General features: G+C 69.9%; 13 protein-coding genes. 8 read left to right on the plus strand and 5 right to left on the minus strand.

Translation table 11 applies throughout. From position 1 onward, the window contains the following. Nucleotides 1-53 precede the first annotated feature (53 nt). Nucleotides 54-1,565 (minus strand): fibronectin type III domain-containing protein, encoded by a 1,512-nt coding sequence (locus ACYVIO_RS15865; RefSeq protein ID WP_460651521.1) that lies wholly within the window; start codon nt 1,563-1,565, stop codon nt 54-56. A 115-nt stretch (nt 1,566-1,680) separates the two neighbouring features. Between ACYVIO_RS15865 and ACYVIO_RS15870 the strand changes: the two genes are divergently transcribed. Further along, complete coding sequence (locus ACYVIO_RS15870; RefSeq protein WP_460651522.1) at nt 1,681-2,673, plus strand: aldo/keto reductase; 993 nt, start codon at nt 1,681-1,683, stop codon at nt 2,671-2,673. On the opposite strand, the gene ACYVIO_RS15875 is transcribed toward ACYVIO_RS15870, so the two are convergent. Continuing rightward, nucleotides 2,670-3,434, minus strand: coding sequence for a MerR family transcriptional regulator (locus ACYVIO_RS15875; RefSeq protein ID WP_460651523.1), 765 nt, complete (start codon nt 3,432-3,434; stop codon nt 2,670-2,672). The genes ACYVIO_RS15870 and ACYVIO_RS15875 overlap by 4 nt on opposite strands. Nucleotides 3,435-3,527: 93 nt before the next feature. Between ACYVIO_RS15875 and ACYVIO_RS15880 the strand changes: the two genes are divergently transcribed. Genes ACYVIO_RS15880 through ACYVIO_RS15890 form a run of 3 tightly spaced genes read left to right on the plus strand, consistent with a single transcriptional unit; the run spans nt 3,528 to nt 7,092 of the window. After that, entirely contained in the window at nt 3,528-5,333 is a 1,806-nt protein-coding gene (locus ACYVIO_RS15880; protein WP_460651524.1) for a hypothetical protein, read from the plus strand. Then, nucleotides 5,330-6,145, plus strand: a complete 816-nt coding sequence (locus ACYVIO_RS15885; protein WP_460651525.1) for an SDR family NAD(P)-dependent oxidoreductase — start codon at nt 5,330-5,332, stop codon at nt 6,143-6,145. Before ACYVIO_RS15880 ends, ACYVIO_RS15885 begins: the two co-directional genes overlap by 4 nt. After that, complete coding sequence (locus tag ACYVIO_RS15890; RefSeq protein WP_460651526.1) at nt 6,142-7,092, plus strand: alpha/beta fold hydrolase; 951 nt, start codon at nt 6,142-6,144, stop codon at nt 7,090-7,092. The genes ACYVIO_RS15885 and ACYVIO_RS15890 overlap by 4 nt, the downstream gene beginning before the upstream one ends. On the opposite strand, the gene ACYVIO_RS15895 is transcribed toward ACYVIO_RS15890, so the two are convergent. Continuing rightward, on the minus strand, nt 7,089-7,502 hold the full coding sequence (locus tag ACYVIO_RS15895; protein ID WP_460651527.1) for a DUF6855 family protein: 414 nt from the start codon (nt 7,500-7,502) through the stop codon (nt 7,089-7,091). The genes ACYVIO_RS15890 and ACYVIO_RS15895 overlap by 4 nt on opposite strands. A 46-nt stretch (nt 7,503-7,548) precedes the next feature. Here ACYVIO_RS15895 and ACYVIO_RS15900 point away from each other — a divergent pair, with 46 nt between their 5' ends. Beyond that, the gene (locus ACYVIO_RS15900) at nt 7,549-8,697 is read left to right on the plus strand and encodes a CaiB/BaiF CoA transferase family protein (protein WP_460651528.1); all 1,149 of its coding nucleotides are present in this window, start codon (nt 7,549-7,551) and stop codon (nt 8,695-8,697) included. A 2-nt stretch (nt 8,698-8,699) separates the two neighbouring features. Here ACYVIO_RS15900 and ACYVIO_RS15905 read toward each other — a convergent pair whose 3' ends face one another. Then, a complete protein-coding gene (locus ACYVIO_RS15905) occupies nt 8,700-9,284 on the minus strand; it encodes a hypothetical protein (protein WP_460651529.1) in 585 nt (194 codons plus the stop codon). 176 nt (nt 9,285-9,460) lie between these two features. On the opposite strand from ACYVIO_RS15905, the gene ACYVIO_RS15910 reads away from it, so the two are divergent. Genes ACYVIO_RS15910 through ACYVIO_RS15920 form a run of 3 tightly spaced genes read left to right on the plus strand, consistent with a single transcriptional unit; the run spans nt 9,461 to nt 13,054 of the window. Then, the gene (locus ACYVIO_RS15910) at nt 9,461-11,008 is read left to right on the plus strand and encodes a sugar ABC transporter ATP-binding protein (protein ID WP_460651530.1); all 1,548 of its coding nucleotides are present in this window, start codon (nt 9,461-9,463) and stop codon (nt 11,006-11,008) included. Next, a complete protein-coding gene (locus ACYVIO_RS15915; protein WP_460651531.1) occupies nt 11,005-12,030 on the plus strand; it encodes an ABC transporter permease in 1,026 nt (341 codons plus the stop codon). Before ACYVIO_RS15910 ends, ACYVIO_RS15915 begins: the two co-directional genes overlap by 4 nt. A 16-nt stretch (nt 12,031-12,046) precedes the next feature. Continuing rightward, on the plus strand, nt 12,047-13,054 hold the full coding sequence (locus ACYVIO_RS15920) for a substrate-binding domain-containing protein (RefSeq protein ID WP_460651532.1): 1,008 nt from the start codon (nt 12,047-12,049) through the stop codon (nt 13,052-13,054). 27 nt (nt 13,055-13,081) lie between these two features. Here the strand turns inward: ACYVIO_RS15920 and ACYVIO_RS15925 are convergent, their stop codons facing one another. Beyond that, nucleotides 13,082-14,077, minus strand: a complete 996-nt coding sequence (locus ACYVIO_RS15925; RefSeq protein WP_460651533.1) for a LacI family DNA-binding transcriptional regulator — start codon at nt 14,075-14,077, stop codon at nt 13,082-13,084. Nucleotides 14,078-14,125: the final 48 nt, after the last annotated feature.

Genomic DNA, 14,125 nt, shown 5'->3' on the forward strand with positions numbered 1-14,125 from the left:
AGACTGCATCGCGACGAGGGGAGGTGTCGCGATGAGCAACCGGGACTTCTGAGTCAACGGACCCTGACGGCCGCGGACGCGCTCTTCGTGCGGCTGCGGCCGTCGGTGACCTCTACGTGGTACGACGGGTTCTGGCCGCTCTTGACGCCGGTGTCGGTGAAGGTGGCGACGGTCGGTCGGGTCCACGGGTACGAGTTGCGGGTCCAGGTGCCGAGCTTCGTGCTGCCGCGGTACAGGGTGTAGGTCAGCGTGATGTTGTCGGTGTCGACGACGGCGGGGAAGGTGACGGTGGTCCGGGCGCGGGCCGGGCTGGTGACCTTCGGGGCGGCCGGGCGGGCCGGCTGGGCGCCGCCGCCGGCGTTGGTGAAGCGGGTCAGGCCCTGCTGGGGCTTGCCGTTCACCTTGGTGAAGTCGCCGCCGACCCAGAGGTCGTTGCCGCCGGAGGTGAACGCGAGCGGGCCGACCTCCGTCGTACCGCCGACGTCGGTGTTCGGGAACCAGGGGCCGAACTTGCCGCTGGTCGTGCTCTCGACCAGCAGGTGGCGGATGCCGGCGCCGTCGCCGAAGCTGCCGTCCTTGCTGCAGTCGTGCGCGTGCGAGCCCTTGTAGAGCCAGCCGCCCATCGCCTTGATCGCCTCGGTCGCGCCCAGGCACTTGCTCTGCCAGACCAGCTTGCCGCTCGTCGCGTCGGCGGCCAGTACGCCGTCGTAGCAGCCGAGGCCGCTACCGGCGTTCGCGACGTACACCCGGTTGCCGAGGGTGTCGATGTCCTTGACGCGGCTGACGCATTCGTCGGTCGGCGGCGGGATCGCCGCGGCGGCCGGCAGCGCGTACGCCTTGCCGTTGGTGAGGTTCAGCATCGCCAGCGCGTAGTGGTCGCCGCCGCCGACCTTCTTGAAGCCGCCGCCGACGAAGATCCGCTGGCCGTCGTCGGTCAGGTCGATCGCGTGCACGTCGTCGTCGGCGTTCGGGTTCCACGGCAGCAGGGCGCCGTTCAGGGAGACCGCGGCGAGCCGGCCGCGCGTCGTACCGGCGATGCGGCCGAAGGAGCCGCCCAGGTACACGGTGTTGCCGGAGATCGCGAGGGCCGAGACCCGGTAGCTGACCGAGGGGTTCCAGCTGGTGAGCTGGCCGTTGGTCGCGTTGAACATCGCGGCGCGGTTGCGCGGTACGCCGTTGACGCTGGTGAAGTCGCCGCCGATCACGACCCACTTGCCGTCGGCACTGGTCGCGATCGCCCAGACCGCGCCGTTCAGCCGCGGCGCCCAGCCGCTCGGTGCACCGGTCGTCCGGTTGAACGATGCGACGTACGGACGGACCGCCTCACCCTGGCCCACAGCCTTGCCGCTCGGCCGGATCCGGGTGAACAGGCCCCCGGCGTACACGACGTTGCCCGCGCTCGCGAGCGCGTTGACGCTGTCGTCGGTCTGCCAGGTCGGCCGCTCGACGGACGAGATCGCCGACCCGAAGCCCGGTGACGCGGCCTCGACCGGCGGGCCGGACGGGATCAGCGCAGCCGCGATGACGGCGCCGACGGTCACGATGACCAGAACAAGCTTCTTCATGACCGTCCTCTGAGCCCCGGATTCACAGTGTGCGACCCTACGCTAACTGTGCGTTCAGGCTTCCGGTGAACTGGGGCCTTGACCTGGAGCGCGCTCCAGGTTGTTGGGTGGACGGATGGACAAGAACTTTCTCGGCCGGGCCGGCCTGCAGGTCAGCGAGCTCGCCCTCGGCACCATGACGTTCGGCCCCGGGACCGACGAACCGACCGCGCACCGGATGCTGGACTCGTTCGTCGACGCGGGCGGCACGTTCGTCGACACCGCGGACACCTACTCCGGCGGGCGCTCCGAGGAGATCATCGGGAGCTGGCTGAAGACCAAGGACCGCGACGAGCTGGTGATCGCGACCAAGGTGTACGGCGAAGCGGGGCCGGGGCTGCCCGTGCGCGGGGCTGGGCGCAAGCACGTGATGGCCGGCGTCGAGGCGAGTCTGCGGCGGTTGGGTACGGACTTCATCGACCTCTACCAGATCCACGTGTGGGACGACGCGACGCCGCTGGAGGAGACGCTGACCACGCTCGACGCGCTGGTCAGCAGCGGGAAGGTCCGGTTCATCGGCGCGAGCAACCTGACCGGCTGGCAGTTCCAGAAGGCGATCGACCTGTCGAGGCATCGCGGGCTCGAGCCGTACGTGAGCCTGCAGCCGCTGTACAACCTGCTCGACCGCGACGCCGAGCTGGACCTGATCCCGGTCGCCCTGAACGAGGGCGCCGGGGTGATCGCGTGGAGTCCGCTGTCGGGTGGCTGGCTGTCGGGGAAGTACACGAAGACGGCCGGTGGCCCGCCGGCCGGATCGCGCTCGAACGACGAGGACTGGGCCGCGCACGACAACGACCGGACCTGGCGGGTGATCGACACGCTGCTCGCGGTCGCGGAGGAGACCGGCAAGACGCCGGCGCAGGTCGCGCTGCGCTGGGTGATGCAGCGGCCGGGGCTGACGGCGCCGATCATTGGCGCCCGGACGCCGGAGCAGCTGGCCGACAACCTCGGGGCGACCGGGTGGGCGCTCGACGACGAGCAGATGCGGCGGCTGACCGAGGCGGGGGAGAAGCCGCTGCCGTACCCGCACAACATCCTGCGGCTGCCGCAGTTCGTACGCCGGGGCTAGCCGGTGGACGGCAGGTCGTTGGGCGGGAGACCGAGTTCCTCGTACGCCGCGATCTCGATCTCGCGGCCCATCGACTCGCGGAAGGCGGCGACCAGAGCCTGGCCGGCCAGCGGGATGATGTTCTCCAGCGTGCGCTGGATCTCGGGCCAGCCGTCGGCCGGCAGGCCCGCGTCGGCGAACTGGCGCCAGACCGTGCCGCGGAACAGCTCGACGTAGATCTTGGCGACCTGGTCGGCCTGCTCGAAGAGTTTGGGCAGCATGACGAAGATCGCGTCCAGCGGTACGCCGAGCTTGATCACCTCCAGGCCGGTCCGCAGCAGGTCCGGGTTCGGGATGCGGAGGCGGTCGTCCTCGACGCGCTCGGCGATGCCCAGCTCGATCAGCTTGTCGATCGTGGCGGCGTTGTGCGGGATGCCGGCCCGCTCGGCCAGCTGGTGCTCGGTGATCACCTCGGGCTCGGCCGGGGTCCACGGGCTGACCAGGGTCTCGAAGACGCCGAGCGCGAGCGCGCCGTCGGGCAGCTCGCTCATCATCCGCTCGACGGCGGCCAGCGTGTAGCCCTTGTCGAGCAGCTCCCGGACCAGCGTGAGCCGCGCCACGTGGTCGGCGTCGTAGTACCCGGTCCGGCCGACCAGCCGGGGCGGTGGGATCAGCCCGCGTCCGGCGTACGCGCGCACGTTCCGGACGGTCATGCCCACCTTCGCGGCGAGCTGGTCGACCGTGTACTCCTCGGTGGCCGCTGCGGCCTGCTGTCCCTCCACCCTTGACAGTCTTCCAGACTCGACGTTACATATCTTATGTAACATCCTCCATGGCGCATGCCCGCTGTCGCCCCCGCAGACCAGGAGCGCGAGATGACCGTCCCACTGGCCGCCACCACCGGAACCGCCAGTTTCGACCAGATCGCGATCGTCACCGGCCTGGTCGGTCTGATGTACGTCGCACTCGCCGTGCTGCTGTGGCGGGAACGGACCGGGCACGCCACGCTGGTAGGGCGCCTCGCGGACACCATCGGGAGACTGGACGGAGTCCCCCGATGGGCCGCGCTCACGCCGTACCTGCACGCCGTCTCGCTGCTGTCCTGCGCCTTCGGTGTCTGGTGGGACATCGCGGTGCACATCGACAAGGGCCGGGACACCGGCCCGTTCGGTACGCCGGCGCACTACCCGATCTTCTTCGGCATCCTCGGCGTGATCGTGTCCGGCGTGCTGCCGATCGCGCTCGCCCGCAAGCCGTTGCCGGCGCGGACGATCAAGCTGACCGCGGGCTGGCGGATCCCGTGCAGCGCGGCGCTGGTCACCGTGTGCGGCACCTTCGCGCTGGTCGGCTTCCCGCTCGACGACGTCTGGCACCGGCTGTTCGGTGAGGACGTCACGCTCTGGGGGCCGACGCACCTGCTGATGATCGGCGGGGTCGTGCTGTCGATCTTCGCGCGGCTGCTGGCCTCGGCCGAGGTGGAACAACTTGTCGGCAGCAACCTTCGTCGCCGGTTCCAGGAAGTCGTTGCCGTCGGCGCCTTGCTGATCGCGTGGGACCTGTTCAGCACCGAGTTCAACTACGGCGTACCGCAGTTCCCGCTGGTGCTGCAGCCGATCCTGATCGTGTTCGGGGCGGCGCTCGCGTTCACGGTGCTGCGGGCGCGGCGCGGGCGGTTCAGCACCTTCGGCGCGCTGGCGACGTACTTGATCATTCGCGGCGGGATCGCGTGGGCGGTCGATCAGCCGCTGGGGGAGATCCTCGGGCACTTCCCGTTGCTGGTGGTCGAAGCGGTGCTGGTGGAGCTGACCGCGTTTGCGCTGGGCAACAAGAACCGCTTCCGGCTGGGTGCGGTCGCCGGTGCGTTGATCGGCACGGTCGGGGTGCTGGCCGAGTACGGCTGGAGCCAGGCCTGGATGCCGATTCGCTGGCCTTCGTCGCTGCTGCCTTCGGCGCTCGGTTTCGGGCTGGTCGCGGGGATCGGTGCCGGGCTGGTCGGAGCGTGGCTCGCGACCCGGTACGCCGAGGTCGCGGGCGAGGTCCGTGCCGAGCCGTCCGTACGCCGTACGCATCAACTCGGCGCGGTCGGGCTGATCGCGGTCGTCGGCGTCGTGTTCTTCTGCGTGCCGCGATCGGCCGATCCGGGGGTGTCGGCAACGATCTCGCTGGAGCGGGTCGCCACCGGTGCCGAGCCGACGGCGTACGTGACGGTGAAGGTGAATCCGGTCGACGCGGCCGAGGGCGCGCGCTGGTTCGAGGCGATGGCCTGGCAGGGCGGCGGGCTGGAGCTGCACTCGTTGGAGAAGGTTGCCGACGGCGTCTATCGCTCGCAGGAACCGTTGCCGATGTACGGCAAGTGGAAGTCGATGGTCAGGCTGCACCAAGGCTCGCGGGACATGGTCGCGGCGTGGATCTACGCGCCGGAGGACGCGGCGATCCAGAAGCCGGCGATCCAGGTGTCGGACGGGCAGACCGTGCAGTTCATCGGCGAGCAGGAGGTGCTGCGCCGGGAGGAGCGGACCGACGTACCGCAGTGGATGTGGAACGGCGGGTACGGATTGCTGGCGGTGGTTGGGGTGCTGGAGATTCTGGGCATCGCTTGGTTGGTCGGGCGGGGTGCTCGGGGTGGACGGATGCGTTCGGCGTACTTGAGCTCTGACGATCGGGAGAAGGAGACCGCATGAGCGGCCGCGGTGGGTTCGTCAGGCGACCTTCCTGGGACTTGGCCGGGAAGCGGGCGTTGGTCACCGGTGCCGCTGGCGCCTTCGGTACGGCGACAGTCGAGCGGCTGCGGGAGCGCGGCGCGACGGTGGTCGGGATCGACCTGCAGAAGAGCGACGACGTGATCGAGTGCGACCTCACGCAGCCGGAGCAGATCCCGGGGGCCGTCGAAGAAGCGATCGGTCGGCTCGGCGGGCTCGACCTGCTGATCAACAACGCGGGCATCGGCGTACCGGCGCTGGCCGGCGACGCGCCGGATGCGACCGCACGCAAGGTGATCGAGGTGAACCTCTTCGCCGGGTGGGGCATGACCGCCGCCGCGCTGCCGGCGTTGCGCGAGGCGAAGGGACGGGTGATCTTCGTGTCGTCGGGGCTCGCGTACGTGACGCTGCCGCTGGCAGCGTCGTACCTGGTCTCGAAGCGCGCGATCGACACGTACGCCGACGCGCTGCGGATCGAGAACGGGCGGCACCTGGACGTGAGCGTGATCTACCCGGGGTACGTGCCGACGCCGATCCACGACGCGTCGCTGGCGCGCGGGGTGGATCTCGGGATGTTCCTGCCGGCCGAGACGGTCGCGGACGTGGTCGGGACGATCGTCGAGGTCGCCGCCGCGCGCAGGCCGCCGCGGAACCGGGCGTCGACGCGGACGACCGGGATCGGCGTCGCGGTGGCGCGGCACCTGCCGTCGGTGGCGGACCGGATCGTGCGATTGCGGACCAACCAACGGCGGCGTGGTCTGGGTGAGCTGACGGATCGACTGGGGAAGATATGACCATGCAGGCAGAGCGGGCTGGGGTGACCACGGCGGACGGCGTGCGGCTGCACGTGGAGACGGCGGGATCGGCTGATGCGCCGGTGACGGTCGTGCTCGCGCACGGGTGGACGTGTTCGACGCGGAGCTGGCATCACCAGTTCGCCGGGTTGCCCGGCGTACTGGGAGCTGATGGGGTTCGGGTCGTTGCCTACGACCACCGCGGGCACGGGCGGTCGGATGCGGCACCGGCCGGTACGACGCGGATCGAGCAGCTTGCGGACGACCTGGTGACGGTGCTCGACGAGGTCGCGCCGTTGGGGCCGGTGGTGTACGCCGGGCACTCGATGGGCGGGATGACGTTGATGGCGCTCGCGGATCGGCGGCCGGAGCTGTTCGGGTCGCGGATCGTCGGGGCGGCGTTGGTGAGTACGTCGTCCGGGCAGATGACGTCGCGGGCCTTCGGGTTGCCGGCGCGGCTCGACGGTGCTGCAGCGGTGGTGGCGCCGCGGGCGATGAACTTGGCCGGCGCGCGAATGGAACGGCGTGAGGCTCGGCGGGCCGCCGTTGAGGCAGAGGTGAAGGCGTGGCGGGCGCTGGCCTCGACTCGGCTGCGACGCCCGGCGTTGAAGCAGCTCGTCTTCGGCAAGAAGGTCGACCCGGCCGAGGTCGACGTCCTGATGGCCGACCTGGAGGTCCTGCCGGGCCGGTCGTTCAGCGGGTTCTTCGAGGCGATCACCCAGCACGACCTCGGCCACGCGCTCGCCGTACTGGACGACATCCCCGTCGAGGTCATGCACGGTACCCGCGACCGCCTGCTGCCGCCGCGGCACGCGAACCGGATCGCCCACCTGATCCCGTCGTCACGCCTGTGGATGTACCCCGGCGCCGGGCACATGCTCATGCAGGAACGCCCCCGAGACGTCACCCACCGCCTGGCGTCGCTGGCGCGTAAAGCCGTCAGCTAGAGCGCGCGCATGCGGTTGTTGCGGGGGTTGTGCTCGACCTCGGCCAGGCCGAGGGCCTCGAGGACGGGTGGAACGTAGTTGCCGAAGCGGCCGCGGTAGCCCTTGCGGAGGCCGTACCAGCCGCCAACCGGGTTGTCGTCGGCGCGGGCCCAGGCCTCGACGGTGCCGGGGGCGGCCGGCTTCTGCTCGTCGGCGTTGCCCAGCGGCATCCAGTCGCCGTGCTCGGTGAGCATCGAGTGCAGGTCGTCGATGCAGCGCAGCTGGTAGCTGAGCTTCGTCGTACCGACCTGGCAGACGAGCGCCGGAGGGTCGGCGGTCTCGTCGCGGTAGACCTCGAACTGGCCTTTGCCGGGCGGTGTGGTCAGGACCCACGGGTCGTCCGTCGTACCGGTGCCTGTGAAGTTCGCCATGGTGGTTCCCCCTTTGAGGCTGACGGTACGCCCCTAGGGTGGACAGGTGCAGAACCTTCTTTCGGACGTCGTGGTCGTGGATCTGACCCGGGCCCTGGCCGGGCCGCATGCCGCGATGATGCTGGGGGATCTCGGGGCGCGGGTGATCAAGGTCGAGACGCCGGCCGGCGGGGACGACAGCCGCGGCTGGGGCCCGCCGTTCGTGGGCGATCAGTCGACGTACTTCCTGTCGGCCAACCGCAACAAGGAGTCCGTGACGGCCGACCTGAAGTCGGCCGAGGGCAAGGAGTTCCTGACTCGCCTGGTCGGCAAGGCGGATGTGCTGATCGAGAACTTCCGGCCGGGGGTGCTCGACCGGCTCGGGTTCTCGGTCGAGCGGCTGCACGAGCTCAACCCGGGCCTGGTGATCCTCTCGATCACCGGCTTCGGGCACGACGGGCCGGAGGGCGGGCGCGCCGGCTACGACCAGATCGCGCAGGGCGAGGGCGGGCTGATGAGCATCACCGGCGCGACCGAACCGACCAAGACCGGCATGCCGATCGCGGACCTGCTGGCCGGCATGTACGGCGCGTACGGCGCTCTCGCGGCGCTGCACGAACGCTCGATCACCGGCCGCGGACGGGTCGTCCGGACGTCGTTGCTCGCGTCGGTCGTCGGCGTGCACGCGTTTCACGGGACGAAGTGGACCGTCGCGGGGCAACTGCCTGAGCGGGTCGGCAACCATCACGCGCAGATCGCGCCGTACGGGATGTACAAGACGCGGGACGACAGCATCCAGGTCGCGGTCGGCAGCGAGGGACAGTGGCGCACGTTCGCGCCGATCGTCGGGCTCGACCCGGACGACGCGCGCTTCGCGGCGAACCCGGACCGGGTCGCGCATCGCGACGTGCTGACGGCGGCGATCGAGAAGGCTTTCGGGGTTGAGTCCGCCGACGTGTGGCTGCAGCGGCTCGCCGACGCGGGGATCCCGGCCGGCAAGGTCCGCGACTTCCAGCAGGTCTACGAGTGGGAGCAGACGCGGTCGCAGGGGCTGCTGATCGATGTCGAGCACCCGGAGCTCGGGACGATCCAACTGCCCGGACCGCCGCTGCGGTTCGACGACAACCCGTACGCCGGTGCGCGGGAGAGCAACCTGCCGCCGCCGCGGCTGGGGGAGCACAACGACGCCGTACGGGCTTGGCTGGACGAGGACTGAGGTCAGTGCAGGTAGACCGACGCGTTCAACTGGATCGCGTTGCTGGCAGCCCACACCAGCTGCCCGCAGCCGAGCACGCCGACGCGGTCGCCGTAGTCCGACAGCGGTAGGTCCTCAGGGAAGCCCGGCAGCGGTTCGCTCAACGCGTCGGCTCCGAAGCGCTCGACGGCGGCACTCAGGTCCCAGTCGTCGGCCGCGCCGAGCAGCGTGAGTGCACGGGCGCTCTCGAACAGCAGCCTCGGCGCCGAGCCGAGCGCCAGATGGTCGCCGTCGACCCGCAGATGCACGACCTCGGCGAAGTCCACCGGCACGAACAGCGCGACCGGCCCGGCCTGGAACAGGTGCGCGAAGTGGACGTCGACCTCCTCGGGCAACTGGTTGTCCAGCGCCAGGACGTCGTTGAGCCCGGCCTTGAAACCCGTGAACAGGTCGTTGTCCGGCCCACGCGGCTCGTCGTGCGGCGGTAACCCGAGCGTGGCGAGGTGCTCGTTCGCGGCCTCCAGCGCCGCGACGAGGAACTCGTGGAACAGGCTGTCCGGCTCGTCGTCGTACCCGGTCAGCGGCCCGACGTTCAGGTCCACACTCACGCGCCCGATCGTACGGCGACCTTTCCAGCCGGATCGAACAGGTTTTGCCCACGGCGGTGCGCTCCTACGGTGTTCGGGTATCGATTCCGGTCCCGGAGTGGGCCAGGGGTTGACGGCTTGGCGAGCACAGGCATAGCGTCCGGGAAATCGATTACTCACCCGATCGCGGAGGTGTCATGGCCGAGTCCGCCCTGGTCCGGATGTCGGGGATCGGCAAGCGGTACGGCGGGGTGCAGGCGTGCCACGAGGTCGAGTTCAGCCTGGGCTCCGGCGAGGTGCACGCGTTGCTCGGCGAGAACGGCGCCGGCAAGTCCACGCTGATGAAGATCCTGTCCGGTGACGTCACCGATTACGACGGGCAGATCGAGATCGCCGGCCAGACCGTGAACTTCAGCGGACCGACCGACGCCCAGGCCGCCGGGATCGCGATGATCCACCAGGAGCTCGACCTGGTGCCCGCGCTCTCGGTCGCCGACAACATCTTCCTCGGCCGTGAGCTGCGCACGCCGTACCGGACTGTCGACCGCCGCCGGATGGACCGCGAGGCCCGCGCCCTGCTGGAGCGCAGCGGGGTGAACCTCGACCCGCGCCGCCCGGTCGGCGAGCTGCGGGTCGGCGAGCAGCAGCTCGTCACGATCGCGAAGGCGATCTCGCTCGACGCCCGGGTGCTGATCATGGACGAGCCGACGTCGGCGCTGACGACGTCCGAGGTCGAGCGGCTGTTCGCGGTGATCCGCGAGCTGCGCCGGTCCGGCGTCGGGATCGTCTACATCAGCCACCGGATGGAGGAGATCGCGCAGGTCGCCGACCGCGCGACCGTGCTGCGCAACGGGCAGATCGTCACCAGCTTCGACCCGCGCAAGCTCAGCACCGCCGAGGTGGTCGAGGCGATGGTCGGACGTCCGGTCCAGACCATGTTCAGCACGCCGGACGTCTCGACCGGCGACGAGCTGCTGCGCGTCGAGGACCTGGTCCTGAAACCCCGACGTCCGCGTCCCGGCCGGCGTGATCCCGAGGGCATCTCGCTGACCGTCCGCTCCGGCGAGATCGTCGGCCTGTGCGGCCTGCTCGGCGCCGGCCGGACCGAACTGCTCGAGACCCTGTACGGCGTGGCGCCGGGCGGCACGCGGACCGGCCGGATCCTCCTGCAGGGCAAGGAGATCCGTCCCCGCAACCCACGACACGCACTGGCGCACGGCATCGGGTTGGTCCCCGAGGACCGGCGTGCGTCCGGGCTCGTGCTGTTCCACTCGATCCTGGCGAACACGGTCGTGTCGAGCCTTCCGGCGTACGGGCGACTCGGTGTGATCGCGCGCCGGATGGAACGCGCCGCGTCGGTGAAGATGGCCGACCGGCTGCGGCTGAAGTTCGGCCGGCTGCAGGACGACGTCGGGACGCTGTCCGGCGGCAACCAGCAGAAGGTCGTCTTCGGCAAGATGCTGCTGACCGAGCCCAAGCTGCTGCTGCTCGACGAGCCGACGCGCGGCGTCGACATCGGGGCGAAGGCCGAGATCTACCGCCTGCTGGGCGAACTGGCCGGGCAGGGCCTCGGGGTGCTGCTGGCGTCATCGGAGCTGCCCGAGCTGATCGGCGTCTGCGACCGCGTCGTCGTACTGAGGGACGGACGCGACGTCGCGTCGTTCAAGACATCTGACTCCGGCGAGAGCGACCTGCTCGCCGCCGCGATGGGAGAGAGCGCTGTGTTCGAAGGAGGACTCCGGTGACCGCCGTTCAGGACAAGCCCACGATGCCGGTGGAGAAGGCGTCCGGGGGCGTGGCCGCGACGCTGTTCCGGTTCCAGAGCGTGTTCGGCCTGCTCGCGGTTTTTGTTGCCGCGATCATCTTCTCGCCCCGGCGCGACGGCGCGATCCTGTTCCTCAGCGCGGACAACCTCGCCAACGTGGTCCGCGCGGTCTCCGAGATCGGCATCATCGCGGTCGGCATGACGTTCGTGATCCTGATCGGCGGCATCGACCTGTCCGTCGGCGCGGTGCTCGGGCTGGCAGCGGTCGGTTCGGCGGTGCTGATGGTCGAGAGCGACTGGGGGTTCCTGCCGTCGATCGTGGTGGTGCTCGCGATCGGCCTGGTCTTCGGCGCGCTGCAGGGGATGGCGACCGCGATGATCGGGATCCAGTCGTTCATCGTGACCTTGGCCGGGCTGCAGATAGCGCGCGGTCTGGCGCGGATCTGGTCCGACGGGCAGGGCGTCGCGATCGCATACGGCGACGGGCCGAACGAGGCGCCATCGTCGTTCGCCATCTTGGGTGAACGCACCTTCGGCGGGCTGGTGCCGATCCCGGTGCTGATCTTCGCCGTGGTCGCGATCGCGGCCGTGGTGTTCCTGCGGATCAGCGCGTTCTCCCGGCACCTGTACGCCGTCGGCGGCAACGAGAAGGCCGCGCGGCTGTCCGGCGTACCGGTGATCCGGGTCAAGATCGCGGTCTTCGCGATCTGCGGACTGCTCGCCTCGCTGGCCGGGATCGTGCACGCGGTCCAGCTCAACCAGGGCAGCCCGAACGACGGCATCGGCTATGAGCTCGACGCGATCGCCGCGGTGGTGATCGGCGGCACCAGCCTGGCCGGCGGGCGCGGCTCGGTCGCCGGGACGGTCGCGGGGGCGCTGCTGCTCGGCGTACTGAACAACATCCTTGCCCTGAACAACATCGACTCCAACATCCAGCTGCTGATCAAGGGCCTGGTGATCGTTGCGGCGGCCGCGCTGCAACGGCTCCGGCCCGCCTCGTGAGGAAGGTCCACCCCTGATGAAGATCCACAAGTTGTCCCTGGCCGTCGCGGCCGTCACCGCCCTGGTCCTGGCCGGGTGCGGTACCACCAGCGATCGGACCTCCGACGAACCGCAGGCGCAGAGCTCCAAGGAGTGCAAGGGGGCCGACGGCAAGTACGTGATCGGGATGAGCCAGGCCAACGTGGCCGAGCCGTACCGGCAGCGGATGGACGACGACATCAAAGCGGCTGCTGCCGAGGTGCCGCAGTTCGAGGTGAAGTTCGCCGACGCGGCGCAGGACAACGCCAAGCAGGTCGCCGACGTCGACAACTACATCACCCAGCAGATCGACCTGCTGATCATCAGCCCGAACGAGGCCAAGCCGCTGACCGCGGTGGTGAAGAAGGCCTTCGACAAGGGCATCCCGGTGCTCGTGCTCGACCGCAAGGTCGAGGGCGACGCCTACACCGGCTTCATCGGCGGCGACAACGTGCAGATCGGCACCGAGGCCGGCAAGTACGTCGCCGAGAAGGTGCTGCCGAACGGCGGGTCGGTGGTCGAGCTCAAGGGCCTGGCCGGCGCGACGCCGCAGGCCGAGCGCAACCAGGGCTTCGCCGACGGGATCAAGGCGAACCCGAAGATCAAGATCATCGCCACCGCGAGCGGCGACTGGCTGCGGGAGAAGGGCCAGGCGCAGATGGACGCGCTGCTGAAGGCGAACCCGAAGATCGACGTGGTCTACGCCCACAACGACCCGATGGCCGAGGGCGCGTACCTGGCCGCGAAGGCGGTCGGGCGGGAGAAGGAGATGAAGTTCATCGGCATCGACGCGCTGCCGATCCCGTCCGGTGGCATCAAGGCCGTCGAGCAGGGCCGGCTGACCGCGACCTTCACCTACCCGACCAACGGCAAGGAAGCGATCGCCGCGGCGAAGAAGATCCTGGTGGACTGCGGAACGGTCGAGAAGTCCCAGGTGCTGCCGACGCGGCTGATCGACAAGGCCAACGCGGCGCAGATCTACGCTGCGGAGAACCCGAACGGCTGATTGCTTCTCGCTCCCATCGCGGCTGCTTCACCCGCGGTGGGAGCTGCCGCGTTCGATCAGGCGGGCGCCGAGCGTGGTCGTGGTCGGCGGGCGGGTGCCGTCGGTGATCCTTGCCAGCAGCAACCGGGCGGCGACGGTGCCGATCTCGTACGCCGGCTGCGCGACCACCGAGAGCGGGGGATCGACGAGCGCGGCCCACGGCGCGTCGTCGAAGGCAACCATCCCGACGTCGCGTCCGGGCCGAATGCCTTTTTCTTGCAGGGCCTGGAGTACGCCGACGGCCATCGCCGAGTTCGCCACCAGCAACGCGTCCGGCGGGTCCTCCTGGCTGAGCACGTCCTGGGCCGCCTTGTGCGCACCGGCGGCCTTGTACTCGGTCCGCCGTACGAGCTTCGTGGAGCTGCGGCGCTTGGCGGCCTTGAGCGCGTCGCGGTAGCCCGCGAGGCGGTCGTCCGCCGTACGGACTCCTGACGGGCCGGTGATGCAGCCGATGCGTTGATAGCCTTGGGCTATCAAGTGCTCGGTCGCCTGCCGCGCGGCCAAACGCGTGTCGACCAGTACGACGTCGCTGTCCTGCTGCGGCAACGGCCGGTCGACCGCGACGAACGCCGTCCCGCGGGCCGCGAGCTTGTCCACCGACGACGTCGTCCCGGTTGGCGACAAGATGACACCGGCAACCCTTTCCTGGATCGCGATGTCGATGTAGCGGCTCTCCTTGCTCGCGCTCTCGTCGGAGTTGCACAGGACAACGGAGTAGCCGACCTCGTGCGCGACGTCCTCGACCCCGCGGGCGATCGCGGTGAAGAACGGGTTCTCCACGTCGGAGATGATCAGCGCGACCACCGCGGCCTCCTGCCGGCGCAGGTTTCGCGCCGGTCCGTTGGGCTGGTAGCCGAGCTCGTCCGCGGCCGTGCGCACCCGCGCGACGAGGTCCGGATCGACCGTTGCCTTGCCGTTCAGGGCCCGTGACACGGTCGCCGTCGAGACGCCCGCGAGTGCGGCGACGTCGCTGATCGTGGCCATGGCTTCTCCCTCCGCTGGCCAGAGCCTAGCCGCCGAGTAAAGGATTAC

This window comes from Kribbella endophytica (assembly GCF_054781295.1).

Coding starts and splice junctions, on each gene's coding strand:
- ACYVIO_RS15865 (WP_460651521.1), bottom strand. CDS start 1,565: ATGAAGAAGCTTGTTCTGGTCATCGTGACCGTCGGCGCCGTCATCGCG.
- ACYVIO_RS15870 (WP_460651522.1), top strand. CDS start 1,681: ATGGACAAGAACTTTCTCGGCCGGGCCGGCCTGCAGGTCAGCGAGCTC.
- ACYVIO_RS15880 (WP_460651524.1), top strand. CDS start 3,528: ATGACCGTCCCACTGGCCGCCACCACCGGAACCGCCAGTTTCGACCAG.
- ACYVIO_RS15885 (WP_460651525.1), top strand. CDS start 5,330: ATGAGCGGCCGCGGTGGGTTCGTCAGGCGACCTTCCTGGGACTTGGCC.
- ACYVIO_RS15890 (WP_460651526.1), top strand. CDS start 6,142: ATGACCATGCAGGCAGAGCGGGCTGGGGTGACCACGGCGGACGGCGTG.
- ACYVIO_RS15895 (WP_460651527.1), bottom strand. CDS start 7,502: ATGGCGAACTTCACAGGCACCGGTACGACGGACGACCCGTGGGTCCTG.
- ACYVIO_RS15910 (WP_460651530.1), top strand. CDS start 9,461: ATGGCCGAGTCCGCCCTGGTCCGGATGTCGGGGATCGGCAAGCGGTAC.
- ACYVIO_RS15920 (WP_460651532.1), top strand. CDS start 12,047: ATGAAGATCCACAAGTTGTCCCTGGCCGTCGCGGCCGTCACCGCCCTG.
- ACYVIO_RS15925 (WP_460651533.1), bottom strand. CDS start 14,077: ATGGCCACGATCAGCGACGTCGCCGCACTCGCGGGCGTCTCGACGGCG.